15 protein-coding genes are annotated in these 15,641 nt (G+C 65.0%); 7 read left to right on the top strand and 8 right to left on the bottom strand.

What is annotated here, in order from left to right:
- Nucleotides 1-13 precede the first annotated feature (13 nt).
- The 5 genes from K6G35_RS03305 to K6G35_RS03285 form a co-directional block, all read right to left on the bottom strand.
- Nucleotides 14-2,215 (bottom strand): methyl-accepting chemotaxis protein, encoded by a 2,202-nt coding sequence (locus tag K6G35_RS03305; protein WP_035881477.1) that lies wholly within the window; start codon nucleotides 2,213-2,215, stop codon nucleotides 14-16.
- A 157-nt stretch (nucleotides 2,216-2,372) separates the two neighbouring features.
- A complete protein-coding gene (locus K6G35_RS03300; protein ID WP_008644881.1) occupies nucleotides 2,373-2,915 on the bottom strand; it encodes a chemotaxis protein CheW in 543 nt (180 codons plus the stop codon).
- A gap of 77 nt (nucleotides 2,916-2,992) precedes the next feature.
- Nucleotides 2,993-3,361 carry a response regulator gene (locus K6G35_RS03295; RefSeq protein WP_008644878.1) on the bottom strand — a complete coding sequence of 123 codons (369 nt, stop codon included), beginning with the start codon at nucleotides 3,359-3,361 and terminating at the stop codon, nucleotides 2,993-2,995.
- A gap of 34 nt (nucleotides 3,362-3,395) precedes the next feature.
- A complete protein-coding gene (locus K6G35_RS03290; RefSeq protein WP_008644875.1) occupies nucleotides 3,396-3,899 on the bottom strand; it encodes a response regulator in 504 nt (167 codons plus the stop codon).
- 377 nt (nucleotides 3,900-4,276) lie between these two features.
- Entirely contained in the window at nucleotides 4,277-4,447 is a 171-nt protein-coding gene (locus K6G35_RS03285; RefSeq protein WP_008644874.1) for a rubredoxin, read from the bottom strand.
- Between the two features lie 245 nt (nucleotides 4,448-4,692).
- Here K6G35_RS03285 and hemL point away from each other — a divergent pair, with 245 nt between their 5' ends.
- Nucleotides 4,693-5,985 (top strand): glutamate-1-semialdehyde 2,1-aminomutase, encoded by a 1,293-nt coding sequence (gene hemL / locus K6G35_RS03280; RefSeq protein ID WP_035881475.1) that lies wholly within the window; start codon nucleotides 4,693-4,695, stop codon nucleotides 5,983-5,985.
- Here the strand turns inward: hemL and dapA are convergent.
- Nucleotides 5,972-6,880 carry a 4-hydroxy-tetrahydrodipicolinate synthase gene (gene dapA / locus K6G35_RS03275; protein ID WP_495676088.1) on the bottom strand — a complete coding sequence of 303 codons (909 nt, stop codon included), beginning with the start codon at nucleotides 6,878-6,880 and terminating at the stop codon, nucleotides 5,972-5,974. The genes hemL and dapA overlap by 14 nt on opposite strands.
- Nucleotides 6,881-7,279: 399 nt before the next feature.
- Between dapA and K6G35_RS03270 the strand changes: the two genes are divergently transcribed.
- Genes K6G35_RS03270 through K6G35_RS03260 form a run of 3 tightly spaced genes read left to right on the top strand, consistent with a single transcriptional unit; the run spans nucleotide 7,280 to nucleotide 9,276 of the window.
- Entirely contained in the window at nucleotides 7,280-7,882 is a 603-nt protein-coding gene (locus K6G35_RS03270; protein WP_008644868.1) for a LemA family protein, read from the top strand.
- Nucleotides 7,883-7,895: 13 nt separating this feature from the next.
- On the top strand, nucleotides 7,896-8,726 hold the full coding sequence (locus K6G35_RS03265) for a TPM domain-containing protein (RefSeq protein WP_008644866.1): 831 nt from the start codon (nucleotides 7,896-7,898) through the stop codon (nucleotides 8,724-8,726).
- Between the two features lie 13 nt (nucleotides 8,727-8,739).
- The gene (locus K6G35_RS03260; RefSeq protein WP_060784379.1) at nucleotides 8,740-9,276 is read left to right on the top strand and encodes a TPM domain-containing protein; all 537 of its coding nucleotides are present in this window, start codon (nucleotides 8,740-8,742) and stop codon (nucleotides 9,274-9,276) included.
- A gap of 45 nt (nucleotides 9,277-9,321) precedes the next feature.
- Here the strand turns inward: K6G35_RS03260 and K6G35_RS03255 are convergent, their stop codons facing one another.
- Complete coding sequence (locus tag K6G35_RS03255) at nucleotides 9,322-10,110, bottom strand: MHYT domain-containing protein (RefSeq protein ID WP_008644862.1); 789 nt, start codon at nucleotides 10,108-10,110, stop codon at nucleotides 9,322-9,324.
- Nucleotides 10,111-10,432: 322 nt separating this feature from the next.
- Complete coding sequence (locus K6G35_RS03250; RefSeq protein WP_035881473.1) at nucleotides 10,433-11,689, bottom strand: MFS transporter; 1,257 nt, start codon at nucleotides 11,687-11,689, stop codon at nucleotides 10,433-10,435.
- Between the two features lie 77 nt (nucleotides 11,690-11,766).
- Here K6G35_RS03250 and K6G35_RS03245 point away from each other — a divergent pair, with 77 nt between their 5' ends.
- From K6G35_RS03245 to K6G35_RS03235, 3 genes are all read left to right on the top strand, one after another.
- Nucleotides 11,767-12,708, top strand: a complete 942-nt coding sequence (locus K6G35_RS03245) for a LysR substrate-binding domain-containing protein (RefSeq protein ID WP_008644858.1) — start codon at nucleotides 11,767-11,769, stop codon at nucleotides 12,706-12,708.
- A 1,030-nt stretch (nucleotides 12,709-13,738) separates the two neighbouring features.
- Nucleotides 13,739-15,115: a sigma-54 dependent transcriptional regulator gene (locus tag K6G35_RS03240; RefSeq protein ID WP_008644856.1), complete on the top strand. Its 1,377-nt coding sequence runs from the start codon at nucleotides 13,739-13,741 to the stop codon at nucleotides 15,113-15,115.
- Between the two features lie 34 nt (nucleotides 15,116-15,149).
- Entirely contained in the window at nucleotides 15,150-15,596 is a 447-nt protein-coding gene (locus K6G35_RS03235; protein WP_495676087.1) for a GtrA family protein, read from the top strand.
- Nucleotides 15,597-15,641 lie beyond the last annotated feature (45 nt).

Below are 15,641 nucleotides of genomic sequence, written 5' to 3'. Positions count from 1 at the left end.
TTGCGGGCGGCCGTCAGGCGATCTTGAACCGCGATACCGAGTTACGCAGCTCTTCGGTCAGTGCGGTCAGCTGGCGCACCGACGCGGCGGTCTGGCGCGTGCCGGCGGTGGTCTGCGCGGTCACTTGCAGGATGCCGTCGATGTGGCGGGCCACGTTGGTGGCCAGGCCCGCTTCGTGCGATGTGGTCTGCGAGATCTGTTCGATCAGCTCGGCGAGCTGGCGCGACACGCGACCGATCTCGACCAGTGCGGCACCCGCGTTATCGGACAGGCGCGCGCCCTCGACCACGCCCTGCGTGCTCTGCTCCATGGCGTGCACGGCGTCCTGGGTGTCGGTCTGAATCGTGCGGATCAGCGCGCCGATCTGCTTGGTTGCCTCGCCCGAACGTTCGGCCAGACGCTGCACCTCTTCCGCCACCACCGAGAAGCCGCGGCCGGCTTCGCCTGCGGAAGCCGCCTGGATGGCGGCGTTCAGTGCCAGCACGTTGGTCTGTTCGGTAATGTCCGAGATCAGCTCGACGATTTCACCGATCTCCTGCGACGATTCGCCCAGACGCTTGATCCGCTTGGACGTTTCCTGGATCTGCTCGCGAATGCCGTTCATGCCCGCGATCGCGTTCTGCACGGCGTGCTGGCCCTGCTCCGCCGCGGCCAGCGATGCGCGTGCCACGTTGGCCGATTCGGCCGCACCGCGTGAAACCTGCGTGATGCGGTCCGCCATCTCCACCACGGATTCGCCGGTCTGACGAATCTGGCGCGACTGCTGCTCGGTCGTGGTGGCCAGTTGCACCGAGGTTTCCTGCACCTGCGTCGAGGCGTGCTGCACGTCTCCAGCGGTCTGCTGCACGCGGCCCACCAGTTCCTTCAGTTCTTCCACCGTGTAGTTCACCGAGTCGGCGATGGCGCCAGTGATGTCCTCGGTCACGGTGGCCTGACGCGTCAAGTCACCGTCAGCAATGTCCTGCAGCTCATTCATCAGTTGCAGAATGGCCTTCTGGGTGGCGTCGTTGTTGCGCTTTTCATCGAGTCGGCGCGCTTCGGCTTCGTGCTCGCGCGCCTCGGCTTCGAGCGCCCGGACGCGCGAGTCGCGCAGGTAGAGGGCCGCGAGACCGGCCAGGCACAGCAGCGTGGCCAGCGCGGAGATAACCATCGCGCCCAGTGTCCAGGGGCGGAAGCGCACATCCTGCGCATAGGCCGACTGCAACGCCGACAACTCGCCGCGCAGGGCTTCGTTGTCGTTGAAGATCTGCTGCTGGGCGCGCTTGGCGGCGATCAGGCCAGGCAGGTTCTGCAGAATCGTCTGCGTGGTCTTCTGCACGGCGTCGAAGCGCTGCGAAAGCTGCTGCAGGTAGCTGCGCGTCTCGGCATCGTGCGCGGCGGTCAGACGCAGCGCTTCGGAGCCGTTGATCAGGCCGTCGAGTGTTTCGCGGAACGTGTTGGTGTCCTTGCCAAGCAGGAACGCGGTTTCAGGGTTGACGCCTTCGCCCGAGAGGAACTCGTTGAGGTTCTTGCCCAGACGCTGCGTCAGCATCACCAGCTGAGCGGAAGCCGCCACCTCACGTGTATTGGCACCCGACTGCAGCTTGATGGCCGCCACCTGTTCGGCGGCTTCGAGCAGTTCGGGGTTGGACGCGTTGAAGATCTGCAGCGTCTGGCCGATCGTCGTCAGAATGGCCTGCTGGGCGAGCACGTCGGCGGCGCTCTTCTCGGAACGCTTCCACGAGCCCATCGCCTTTTCCAGCAGCGGCTCGCCCGGCCCGCTCGTGGCCCGCACATGCTTCTCGTCGCTGCCGTTCTGCAGCGCCAGCATGTCGGTGGTCAACTGCTCTTTCGACTCTCGCAGCTGCTTGAACGCCTGGGCGTTACCGAGCAGCGCCACAGGCACCGCCTTACCGAGACGCTGCGAGTGCATCAGCATGTCGCCGGTCACCTCGATCTGCGCCGCGCCGTTGCTGGCCTGCCGGTTATCAAGGTACACGGAGGCGAGCAGCGCCGACAGCGACACCACCACGCCCACGGTCAGCGCGCGCTGCTGCGCCGAGAACGGCATCCGCGTCAGCCAGCCCGACATCATCTCGACAGGGGTCTGGCCAAGGCCGCCCTGCTGTCTGGCCGCGCCGGCCGCCGCAAACGCGGCGCCACCCGGCGCCGCCACTTCTGCGGCAGCGCCCGCGGCTGCGGTGCGGCGACCCAGGCCGATCTTCTTGATACCCATAGCAACCCTCTGTTCGTTCGTTATTATGAAGCCGCTTCAGAATGATTCCGGCGTCGTTGCGGGGCCTTGCCAACCCACTTGTACTGTCTGCGGCCCCGCGCCCAGCCAGAACCACTGCGCTTCATTCTGAAACGGCTTCATTTCCAGATTCCGCTGATCAAGCCACGGTACGGCCGGCCTGCAGAAACACAGGCGACGCCAGCAACTGCCCGATATCAAGCACCTGCCAGCCACGCCCCTCCCTGTCCGCGAAGCGCAAGCCCTGCCAGCCTTCGGGTTCCTCACCCTGAGCCGGCGTCAGATCCGCCGCATGGCGCAGACCCAGCACGCGCGTGGCGATGATGCCGCACGCACGTTCGACGTGACGCGACAGGACGACGATCTTGCTGCCCGGCTGTACCGGCGTGGGGCCGTCGCCACAGAACATGGCGAAATCGATCACGCCCAGCAGGTTGCCGCGCGCGTTGACCAGGCCGCGATACCAGGGCTGCGTCAGCGGCACGCCGGCAGGCTGGCGCATCTCGATCACCTCGCCGGTTTCCAGCAACGGCAGCAGCCAGTTGCGCTGGCCCACCACCACACCCAGGTAGCTATCGACGGCCGGCAGGTTGCGCGCGTCGCGCAGACGTCGGGCCAGCATGGCCTGGTAATCCTGCAGGCGGGTCTGGCGGGCACGAAGGTCTTGGCGCGGCGCGTTCATGATGGGGATACCGGTAGGTGAAACCTTGGGGCAGTGGTGCCGGAGCGCGTTGCCCGCTTGCTGATGGGCTGGCTGGCTCAGTTCGCCAGCGCGGCGATCTTCGACAGCAGTTCCTCGCTGTCCACCGGCTTGACGACGTAGTCCGACGCGCCCTGCCGCATGCCCCAGATCCGGTCGGTTTCCAGGCCCTTGCTGGTGCACATGATCACGGGGATGTCCTTGAAGCGGTCGTCGCGCTTGATCGCGCGCGTGGCCTGGTAGCCGTTCTGACCCGGCATCACCACATCCATCAGGATCAGGTCGAAAGCGTCCGCCTCGAGCCGGGCCATGGCCTGGTCGCTGTTGCCGGCCACGGAAACCTTGAAGCCCTTCTTGCCGAGCAGGTCGGACATGAACAGGGCTTCGGTGGGCGAATCGTCGACGATAAGGATTTTGCTGATGGTCATTGTCTTGTTCCTGGATGCTTCGGGCGGCCGGTTGTCAGGCCGCCACGGCCGCACCCTCGTCGGCCACGCAACCCGTCAGGCAGGACTGGACGGCCTGCAGCAGGGCTTCGCGGGAAAAGGGCTTGGCAAGATGGTTATGCGCGCCGACAAGCTTGCCGCGCGAACGGTCGAACACGCCGTCGCGAGACGACAGCATGATCACGGGAATGGCGTGGAAGCGTGGGCTCTTCTTGATGAGAGAGCAGGTCTGGTAGCCGTCCAGACGGGGCATCAGGATGTCGCAGAAGATGACGTCCGGGCGCAGGTCGCCAACCTTGGCGAGCGCCTCGAATCCGTCCTCGGCCAGCATGACCTGATAGCCAGCGTTCGTCAGGAAGATTTCCGCCGTGCGGCGGATGGTGCTGGAGTCGTCGATGACAAGAATCTTGCCCGACACCCTGCGGCCCGACACCGCAGATGCCTCGTCGGCGCCGGCATCGGCACCGATTCTGACCCCGTCGACAGACTTGCTGTCTATTTCTGTTTGCGTGACCCGCATGTTGTTCCCGCGACCAACTGCCCGCAGAGAAGCACGGACGCCGGCATTCACTTGAGAACTCCCGCACGGCATCACCCATGGCGTGCCGGCGGCCCCCGATTTCAACTTTCCCAATCAACAAACCCGGCTACCCGGCCGGTCCGGCGGCGCGTTCTGACTGCTCGCGCCTGCCTTGCTGGAAGCCGCCTTGACCTGGCGGCTCCTTTTATTCTTGTAGCTGCATACCACCGCGCTCAGCCTGCGTGCGCAGGCCGGACCGGGGTGCAGTTTTGCCGCAAAGTGTGACAATTCATAGTTAGGCCGTCAATCCGGGGCTTCCGGCCCGGCCTGTCGAACTGTCTCTTTCCCGCGACGGGAAACGGTTACGGCGAATGGCTTCAGATCGCCACCATCTCGAAATCTTCCTTGCGCGCGCCGCATTCCGGACAGGTCCAGTTGATGGGCACGTCTTCCCATTTGGTACCCGGGGCGATGCCGTCTTCCGGCGCGCCAGCGGCTTCGTCGTAAATCCAGCCGCAGATCAGGCACATCCAAGTCTTGTATTCCATATGCAGGCTCTTGCCAGTCTCCATTAAAATCAAGCGCAGATGGTACCGAATCAGCGCCGATGACGCCACCCATGCCCCGGCGCGTTCACACCAGTTTCGTTTGCGTTCGCGCATGTTAGCGTGCAGATGCCGCCCGAACGGCACGCAATTCACCCGATTTGCTCATATTTTGAGCATTTCGAAGCCGACGCGGCCCCCGGCCGGACGCATGTTTTTCCTCCTGAATCCTTTTCAGCCAGATTCCCATGTCCCGTAACCAGCAGCTTTTCGATCGCGCCCAGCAGACCATTCCCGGCGGCGTCAACTCGCCCGTCCGCGCCTTCCGTTCGGTGGGCGGCACGCCGCGCTTTATCACCCGCGCCGAGGGCGCCTATATGTGGGATGCCGACGGCCAGCGCTATATCGACTACATCGGCTCCTGGGGCCCGATGATCGTCGGCCACGCGCATCCGGACGTGGTGCGCGCCGTGCAGGAGACCGCCACCCAGAGCTTCTCGTTCGGCGCGCCGACCGAGGCCGAAATCGACATGGCCGAGGAAATCTGCAAGCTCGTGCCGTCGATCGAGCAGGTGCGCCTGGTGTCGTCGGGCACCGAGGCCACCATGAGCGCGCTGCGCCTGGCACGCGGCTTCACCGGCCGCGACCTGATCATCAAGTTCGAGGGCTGCTACCACGGCCATGCCGACAGCCTGCTGGTCAAGGCCGGCTCGGGCCTGCTGACGTTTGCCGACACCACGCAGAACGCGCCGTCGTCGGCGGGCGTGCCGGCTGATGTCACGCGGCACACGATGGTGCTGGAGTACAACAACGTCACCCAGCTCGAAGAAGCGTTCGCGCGCCACAAGGGCGAGATCGCCGCCGTGATCGTGGAGCCGGTGGCCGGCAACATGAACCTGGTGCGCGCCAGCGCGGCATTCCTGACCGCCATGCGCAACCTGTGCAGCGAACACGGCAGCGTGCTGATCTTCGACGAGGTGATGACGGGCTTCCGCGTGGCGCTTGGCGGCGCGCAGGCGCACTACGGCATCAAGCCGGACATGACCTGCCTGGGCAAGGTGATCGGCGGCGGAATGCCGGCGGCGGCGTTCGGCGGCCGGCGCGACATCATGGCCAAGCTGGCGCCGCTCGGTGGCGTCTATCAGGCCGGCACGCTGTCCGGCAACCCGCTGGCCGTGGCCGCTGGCCTGACCACGCTGCGCCTGATCCAGGCCCCGGGCTTCTACGACCGACTGGCCACGCAGACGCGCAAGCTGGCCGACGGCCTGACCAAGGCCGCCCGTGAGGCTGGCGTGCCGTTCTGCGCGGACGCGATCGGCGGCATGTTCGGCATCTACTTCACCAACGAAGTGCCCGGCAGCTTCGCCGAGGTGACCAAGGCCGACGTGGGCCGCTTCAACCGCTTCTTCCATGCAATGCTGGCCGAAGGCGTCTACCTGGCGCCGTCGGCCTTCGAGGCCGGCTTCGTCTCGGCCAAGCATGACGATGCGATCATCGAGGCGACAGTGGCTGCCGCCGCCAAGGCCTTCAAGGCTGGCTGACCGCCCCGTTCACGATATCCATCGCATCGAACATCGCCGCGAGCTGGTTCGCCAGTTCCGGCGATGCGCGGGTCATCGGCGCGCGCAGTTCGTCGCGCAACCAGCCCTGACGCGCCAGCAGCGCCTTGATCGGCCCCGGGTTCGGCTCCGCGAAGAGCGTCTGGATCAGCGGCATCAATGCGTAGAACAAGCGGCGCGCCTCGTCCAGCCGACCCTCGGACACGGCGCGCCAGATCGCCACGAACCGCTCCGGATGGAAGTGCGCGCAAGCGATGATCGCGCCCTGCCCGCCCAACGCCAGCGTGCCGAGAAGCTGGTGATCCTCTCCCGCCAACACCGCCAGCCTGCCATCGGCGATCAGCGCCTGCGTGTTAAGGGCATTGCCGCCGCAATCCTTGATCGCGCCGATATTGCCGTGATCAGCCAGCGTCAGCAGCGTCTCCAGCGTCAGCGTCGTGCCGGTTCGGTACGGAATGTCATAGAGCACGAGCGGGGCGCGCGAGGCATCTGCCAGTCGCCGGAAGTAGTCGCGCAATCCGTCCTGCGACGGACGGATGTAGTACGGCGCGGGGGCCAGCACGCCCGCCAGCGGCCGTTCGTTGCAGCGGCCCAGGCGTGCCAGCACATGGCCCAGATGGTTGCCAGCCAGACCCATGATCACCGGTAGCCCGTTGGCGCATTCGAGCACCGTGTCGAGCACAGCCAGTTGCTCGGGCTCCTCCAGCGCAGCCGCCTCGCCAGTGCTGCCGCATACGACGAAGCCGGCGATGCCCGTTACGCTGAAGTGGCCAACCAGACGCTGCAAGGCGTCGAAATCGACTTCGCCACGATGAAAAGGGGTCACGAGCGGCAGCCAGATGCCGCGAAAACCAGGATGGGACTGCGTGTTCTGCATGAAAGGACTCCGGATCGACCGATTCGGAAACCGTCAGAGCGCGACGCGGCAGGACACGGGGAATGCAAACGCGGGCAGATCGCCCCTTCGACCGGTACTGTTCCGTCGCCCATCTGACGGAACAGTGCGCTCCGGTCAGACGAGCGACTGTTTTTTGGCTTTGGCGCGCGCGGCCTGACCCACGCCCTGGAGGGCGATGCGAGTCGTGGAGGCATTGGATACGCGCGGCATGGGGGAGAATCTAGCCGGCACGGCGGGCGTGGTCAAGTGCCCGGATACCAATCCAGCGCCCTGCCCGCTTGCCGGAGCGTGGCGCCTTGACAGCTTTTGACAATGTACGGCAATCACCCTGCGCTACACTTCAACGTTATCGACCCCTGACATTTGCCGGAGCCCTAGATGCGCGCTGCCTCTTCCACCGCCCTGTTCCGCTGGCTGGCGATCGCCATGCTGGCAAGCCTGCTCTCCGCCTGTGGCTACAACGACTTCCAGGCCAAGGACGAAGCCGTCAAGGCGGCATGGGGCGAGGTCATTAACCAGTACCAGCGCCGCGCTGACCTGATTCCGAACCTGGTCGCCACGGTCAAGGGCTACGCCACACACGAACGCGAGACGCTTGAAGCCGTCACCAAGGCACGCGCCGAGGCCACCAGCATCAAGGTCACGCCCGAGACCCTCAACGATCCCGAGGCTTTCGCGCGGTTCCAGCAGGCCCAGGGACAACTGACCAGCGCGCTGTCGCGCCTGCTGGCCGTCTCCGAGAACTACCCGCAGCTGAAGGCCGACGCCTCGTTCCGCGACCTGCAATCGCAACTCGAAGGCACCGAGAACCGCATCACGGTGGCGCGCCAGCGCTACATCGCAGCCGTGCAGGATTACAACGTGCTGGCACGCAGCTTCCCGACCAACCTCACGGCGATGATCTTCAAGTACCCGGTCAAGCCGTCGTTCACCGTGGAGAACGAGAAGGCCATCTCCACGCCGCCCGCCGTGAAGTTCTGATACCACGACCATCATGATGCGCAAGGCCGTCGTTTTCTGGTTCCTGGCGCTGATGCTGGCGCTCCCGGCATGGGCAGCGGACGGCTTCGTCGCCGTCCCCGCGCTCACGCAACGCGTGACCGATCTGACCGGGACGCTGAGCGCCGATCAGCGCAGCTCGCTCGAAAACGTGCTGGCCGAATACGAGCAGCAGCGCGGCAGCCAGATCTTCGTGCTGATGGTGCCGACCACCGCGCCGGAGACGATCGACGCCTACAGCATCCGCGTGGCGGACGCCTGGCGCGCGGGCCGCAAGGGCGTCGACGATGGCGTGATCGTGCTGATCGCCAAGGACAATCCGCCCGGACTGCGGCGGATGCGCATCGAAGTGGGCCGTGGCGTGCAGGGGTCGCTGACCGATGCCATGTCGAATCGCGTCCTTCAGGACGTGATGGCTCCCCATTTCCGGCAAAACGATTTCTACGGCGGACTCTCCGCCGGCATTTCCGCCATCCAGGCATTGATCGACAAGGAAGGACTGGCCGCGCCCAACCGCGCGCGCCAGACGCCCACCGAGAACGTGGCCAACTGGCTGCCGGTGCTCTTCCCGCTGGCGATCATCGTGTTCTTCTTCCTGTCCGCCATCCTGCGCAGTAGCCGCGGCCCGCATGTCGTCACCGGCCGGCGCGGCTGGCCCGACGTCACCGCCGGCGGGCTCGGCGGCATGACCGGTTACGAAATCGGCCGCCGTTGGGGCGGTGGAGGTGGCGGTGGCGGTGGCTTCGGCGGAGGCGACTCCGGCGGTGGCTTCAGTGGCGGTGGTGGCGGCGGCTTCGACGGCGGCGGCTCATCCGGCAACTGGTAACGGAGAGACCATCATGAAAAAGGCCAGCCATCCGCGTCCGCCGTTTCATCAGTCGCTCAAGCGCGCGCTGCGGCATATCGGCACGGGCCACAACGTCGCGCGCAGGGCGTTTCCCGACGAGGCAAGGCACCAACTCCAGGTGGCCGTGCACACCGGCGAGCAGCATCATCGCGGCGAGGTGCGCGTCGTCATCGAGGCAAATCTGCCCCTCTCGCTGGCCTGGCGTGGCGTGACGCCGCGCGCCCGCGCCCGCACGCTGTTCGGCGCACTCGAAGTGTGGAACACCGAGGACCATACCGGCGTGCTGCTGTACATCAACCTGGCCGACCATGCGGTGGAACTGCTGGCCGATCGCGGCATCGACGCACGCGTGAAGCCCGAGGCCTGGCATGACATCTGCGCCCATCTGGCGCAAGGCTTGGCGCGAAACGTGTCGGTGGAGCCGGTGCTCGAAGCCATCGCGCAGATTCACACGCTGCTGACGCGCCATTTCCCGGCCAGTGGTGGCAACAATCCCAACGAACTCGACGATCGACCGATCGTGCTCTGACCTGTCACGCAACCGGGCGGAGCCATGCCCCGCCCGCGTTGCGCATCAGCGGCGGCCGCTGGCCGACACCACCGAAACCGATTGCGACCCACTGCGCGTCGCCTCGATCACCAGAATGAAAATCAGCACCACAGCTGTCAGCGCGAAGACCGCATAACCCATGTTGTCGCCTTCCAGCGCGAGCAGCGTCGGCGAGTAGGTGCGGCCGGTGCAGATCATGGTGCCCGCCGTCATGCCCGTGTAGTGCATCCCGCAAACCGCCACGGCCATCACCAGCGCGGCGCCGATCTGCTGCGCCACGGTCTTCACGTTGGTGGCCAGCCACAGGCCGACCGCGGACACGACAATGGCGATCAAGGCGGACAGCGCCACGATGAACAGATCCCACTCGAACACGCTGTTGGTGTGAATCGCGGCCATGCCGGTGTAGTGCATCACCACCACGCCGGTGCCCGTCAGCACGCCGCCCTTGATCGTATTGGTCAGGGGATTACCCGTGGGACTCGATGCCTTCGCCAGACCGGCGGCGGCAAACACCATCACGGCCAACAGCGAAGCCAGCGTGACCAGCAGGCTAAATTCCATATGGGTCGGCGTCTGATACGCGACCATGCCGATAAAGTGCATCGCCCAGACCGCGCCACCGCCGAGCGCGACGCTCGCGCACATCAGGCGATCCACATCCAGGCGGCCGTTCGGTTTTCGGATACCCCGGCACCATCGCAACGCCACGTAGGCCCCGCACGCGGAGATCAGGAAGGACAGGCCCACCATGAGCCAGTTGTACGAATACGGCACGACTGCGCCGGGGACGGCTGCAAATCCGTTAAACATGTAGACCCCTCGTAGGACACCGACTGTTTTCCGCCTTCGGGCGAAGGCGTCGTTGTTACGGCAAAGACATCTTGGGAATGCAATGCGTCGACAGCAGGTGATGCGGCGGATGCGCGCGAGGATAAGGACTGCAGTGGCCCTTTCTTAATGATTTCTTACTGCGGATGCCCCCGCGCGGACGCTCCGTCCGGGGGAGTATGGCGGGCGTGCGGGAGCACGCCAATAACCCATTCCGAGTAATTCCGGACGCCAGAAAAACCGCTGCGGCCGGAGGTTTCGAGGCGCCAACGGGGCGTTAAGATCGGCGCCTCCCGGAGAACGCTCAGGAGCGTTTTTCCATCAAGTACCAGATGGCAGCAAGCACCTGGATCACCACCAGCCCGGCCCACACCATCAGGTGCGCCGACGCCGGGTAACGGTCGCCATTCAATGGGAAGAAATCGAGCACGAAGCCGATGCCCACCTGGAACACGAAGGTGGCCAGGAACACGGTCAGCGTCATGGCAGTGGTGGCCCGGCCAATCAGCGCGTCGGGAAAGCGTCGCGCCAGCAGCGCGTACGTCAGGATGCCGGTGGAGCCGAACACACCGTACAGCGCCCACAGCAGCCCCAGCGGCAGGAATGGCAGCCGGGCCATCAGCAGCAACTGGATCACGATGAAGCCAATCATGCCGGAGCCGGCCAGCGCATACAGGCTGATGCCACGGCGCTCCAGGTGACGCGCGGCCCAGCCCGCGCCGATGCAACCGGCCATCATCGCAAACCCGATCACCGACACCAGACGCGCGCTCTCGCCGGGCCCCAGATCCTGCACATCGCGCATGAACGCGGTGACCCAAAGCGTCTGCACCGCCAGGAAAATACCCTGGTTCAGCAGCGTCAGCGGCACCACGCGCCAGAAGCGCTCGCTGCTCAGGATCTGCCGCGTGCCACGCAACTGTTCGGCAAAGCTCTCCTTGCCCTGGCGCTTCACGTCGGGCACGCCAAACCAGAGCAGCGCGGCCATGCCGAACGATATGACGGCCATGCCGGCGCTGATGGTGCGCCAGTCGGTCCATGACAGCAGCCACGACAGCGGCGCACCCACGACCACCGCACCCAGCCCGCCGATGGCCATGACCAGCCCGTTCAGCAATGGCATGCGCGACAGCGGAAACCACATCGACAGCGCCTGGATCGCGGCGCCCAGGCAGACCGATACGCCCACGCCGATCATCGCCCGCCCGGCAGCAAGCCCCACCATCCCCGGCGCCCAGGCAAACACGAGCGAGCCCGCCACGGCCAACATCAGCATGACGGCCTCGGTACGGCGCGGGCCGAAGCGGTCGAGCAGGATGCCGGCCGGCAACTGGGCGCAGGCAAACCCGAGGAAATAGAAGCTCGTGAGCAGCCCGAGATCGCCTGCGGTAAGTCCCAGTTCGCGCGTCAGATAGGGCGCGAAACCGAGATTGACACCCCGGAACACATAAGAGACCAGGAAGCCGAGCGAGAAGAACGCCAGCACGCGCCAGCGCGCGCCAGACGCATGGTTAGGCTGGGAGGCCATGTCAGTGGCCGGATTGGTAGTGGATGCAGTCATGCATGCATTGTCGTCACCGGCATGGTGCAAGACCAGCGAAAGATACCTGCGGCAATTGTGAGTAGAATTTGACGACCATGACCGATTCGCGCCCCCCGCGTCACTCGCGCTCCCCCCATCTGCCCCCGCTTCAGGCGCTTCGCGCACTGGAGGCGGCCACGCGCCACCGCAGCTTCACCCGCGCAGCCGAGGAGTTGGCCCTGACGCATAGCGCCATCAGCCACCACATCCGCGCGCTCGAGAGCAACCTTGGCACCAAGCTGTTCCAGCGCACTGGCCTCAACATGACGCCGACCAGCGCCGGCACGCGCCTGGCCGAACAGGTGCGCGGCGCGCTTGACCAGCTTGAATCGGCCCTGCGGGAAGCCGGCAGCGTGTCAGGCCCACCCGTGGTGCAACTGCAGGTCAGTGTGATGGCAGACCTTGCTAACGCCTGGCTGATCCGCCGGCTGCCGAGCCTGCACGCACAGGCGCCCGAGCTCGATCTGCATCTGCGGCTGCATGCGGAGATTTCGCCGCCCGACCCCTACGCGGTAGACGTCGGCATCTGGCACCAGCGCGTGGACCTGCCCGGCTTCGAATGCCACAACCTCCTAGAGGACTACGTGATCGCCGTGGCCAGCCCTTCGCTGCTGGCGCGGTATCCGGGCTTCACCGTGGCGGACCTGCCCCGGCTGCCGATGCTGCGTTTCGCGCTCCGGCCATGGCGCGACTGGCTGCTGCTGGCCGGCCTGCCGCCCGACGAACCCGTGCGGGGGCCGATCTTCCAGGATGCCGGCCTGATGCTGCAATCGGCCGTGGCCGGCCTGGGCGTGGCCACCGCTCGCGCGCAGCTCGCGCACGACTACATCGCCAGCGGACAACTCGTGCAGATCGGCACCACGCGGATTCCATCGAGCCTGCATTACTGGGTGACCTGGCGCGAAGGCAATCCGCGCGAAAAGGCGATCCTGCGCTTTCATGCCTGGCTCAAGGAGCAGATTGCCGGCATTGCGCCGGAAAATGACTCTCAATTGTGAAACAGGTTGCGCATTTGGTTGGATAGCCAGTTTCAGAATTGCAACCATCTGACTCCGAAACTGGCAAATGCGTCCCTTACCCCTCCGAACTCATCCGTAAAGGCGAGGGCAAGTGAAAAAAATAGACCAAACGATGGACTGGAGCCGATATTTTCCCGATGGAATGGGCTCGGCATCGAGAATGAGTTTCAGCAACTTCCGGATTCTCCCTGGCGCAGGTCCCAGGCCAAGACTTATCTCAAGGCAAGTCGTCCAGAAAAGTATCAGAAGAGAGACATCAGTCCCATGAAACTTTTCTACAGAATGACTTCCAGAGAAACGTGCTGATCGTATTAAACACCCCCGTCGAGGGGTAAAAACATGCAATGGCGAGCATATGGGCTAATCAATTATGGGGACTAGCCCCTGGGCGAACGCCGTGCGCCTGCCGATCATCAATCGCGCCAAGGTTTCATCAACGAAACACTTTTTGCGACGCCATCCTGCAATTTCCACGCACAAAAATGAAAACCCTTAAAAATCATGTGCTTAGCGAGATTGAGAGATCCACGACTATATTCCCGTCAAAGGGCTGATTCCAGGGACGGGTCAGTCGTGCGGCGCCGGAGTGCTCCCAGGCAATTCGATCCGCAAATAAGCGATGGACCGACGCAGTGATGCGCGGATCCAATCCGCGTGGTGGCATCTGGTGCAACAGCCGGGTGCCACCACGACGCCATAGTCCCGGGGTTTCTTTTCGTAGTTTGCGGCCTATTGGGGTAAGCAGTCAGTCCGGAAGGCCGGCCGGGAAAATGCTTGCGGGAAAACGGGAATCGGCGAATCCAACAGCCGGAATCCGGGGGTTAGTCACGATCACTACCAGGCGGCATGGGTTGCGCTTTGGTTCGTGACGTGCAGCCGGGCGCAGTCGCGCCGGGCAGGCTTGCCTCCAGCGTTCCAGCATCCCCCTTCTCCCTTGAGCAACGTGGCCGAAGGCGTCCATGGCGCCTCGCCGCGCAGCGGGAAAAACAAAAAAAGGCTGGGGGAAAAAATGAGTCACTATGTCAACCGCCCGTTGCTGTATGTCTCCAGGCATCACGACGCGTCGTTGTGCCGTTATCTATCGCAGCACGGCTGGAAGCTGGTGTTCGCGAACAGCCTCGAGGATCTGGCCGCGCTGCCGCTCGACGGACCATTCTCGGCGGGCCTGCTCGACTTCCAGAGCGGCTTCAGCGATGCCGATCTCGAACTGATGGAGCCTTGGCTGGCGACGCGCCAGATCGGCTGGATTGGCGCGATCAGCTGCGCCGACGAGCTGACGGACACGGCGCGCAAGCTGCTCGGCCTGTACTTCATTGACTACTACACGGCGCCGTTCGACATGGCCGAGCTGAGCCGGACGCTCGGACACGCGGTTGGCATGGCAGCCCTGCGGCCGGGCCGCGAGCAGCCAGCCGTGCCGCTGACGCGCCCGCACGGGATCATCGGCGAATGCAATGCCATGCAGGCGCTGTTCCGCAGCATCGAGAAGGTGTCGCGGTGGGACACGCCGGTACTGATCTCCGGTGAATCCGGCACCGGCAAGGAACTCGCCGCGCAGGCCATCCATCGCGCCTCGCGCCGGGCCAACCAGCCGTTCGTCGCAGTCAACTGTGCGGCCATCCCGCCCACCTTGCTGATGTCCGAACTGTTCGGCTACGAGCGTGGCGCCTTCACGGGCGCGACCAAGCGCAAGCCGGGCCGGATCGAGATCGCGCAAGGCGGCACGCTGTTCCTGGATGAAATCGGCGACATGCCGCTCGAGAGCCAGACCAGTCTGCTGCGCTTCCTGGAAACAGGCCGGATTGAACGGCTGGGTGGTACCGAATCCGTCGCCGTCGATGTCCGGGTCATCTCGGCCACGCACGTCGACCTCGAAGCCGCCGTGGCGACCGAACGGTTCCGTGGCGACCTCTTTCACCGCCTGTGCGTGCTGCGCGTCAAGCAGCCACCGCTGCGCGAACGCGGCTCCGATGTGCTGCTGCTGGCCGAACATATCCTGGATTCCGTCCGCAAGGACTCGCCCGAGCACATCCGTGGCTTTTCGCCCATGGCCCTGCGCGCCATCACCACCCATGTCTGGCCAGGCAACGTGCGCGAGCTGCTCAACCGGATCCGCCTTGCCGCGGCGATGTGCGAGAACGGGGTCATCCAGCCCTCCGACCTCGAACTCGACACACCCGTGGAAAGCAAGCCGCCGACGCTGGCCGCGATTCGCGAAGCGGCCGAGCAGGCCGCGATCCTCGAAGCGCTGCAACGCCACCACGAACGTCTGATCGACGTGGCGGCCGAGCTTGGCATCTCGCGAGTCACGTTGTTCCGGCTCATGCGCGACTACAAGCTGCAGGTGCGGAAGGGCAACGTGGGACTGGTCTGCGTGCAGAACTGAAGGCTGGTGTCGATCCACGACGCGGAGTTCGAACATGCTGCAAGTCCAGTCCCGCTCCCGAGACGAGCCAGGCGAGCCCGCCGGTCATGCCATCTGGCATCGCCTGCCCGCGCGGGACACACTGGTCCGGCTCTTTCGATTCGGTGTATCCGGCGTCATCGCCACCGGCATCCACGTGGCGGTGGCCACCCCGTTGATCTACCTGCTCCATGCCTCGCAGGTGGGCGCCAACGGCGTGGCGTTCGTCGTCGCCAATATCGCGTCGTATCTGCTCAATACGCTGTGGAGCTTCGGCGCTATCCCCACGCGTGACAGCTACGTGCGCTTTCTGATCGTATCGCTGCTGGGTCTGGGCCTGACACTTGGCATCTCTGCCGGCGCGCAGGCGCTTGGCCTTGGCTATTGGGCCGGTCTCGCCGCGATCCTGTCGGTGGTGCCGGCGGTCACGTTCATGCTGCACCGGACCTGGACGTATCGCTGACCGAGCAGCCACACCATGCCACCGGGCGGGCGTGCCTGGCCCGGC

The organism is Cupriavidus sp. HY129, from assembly GCF_059492215.1.
The sequence above is the reverse complement of the archived record's forward strand: the minus strand, read 5'-3'. Positions and strand labels throughout refer to the sequence as shown.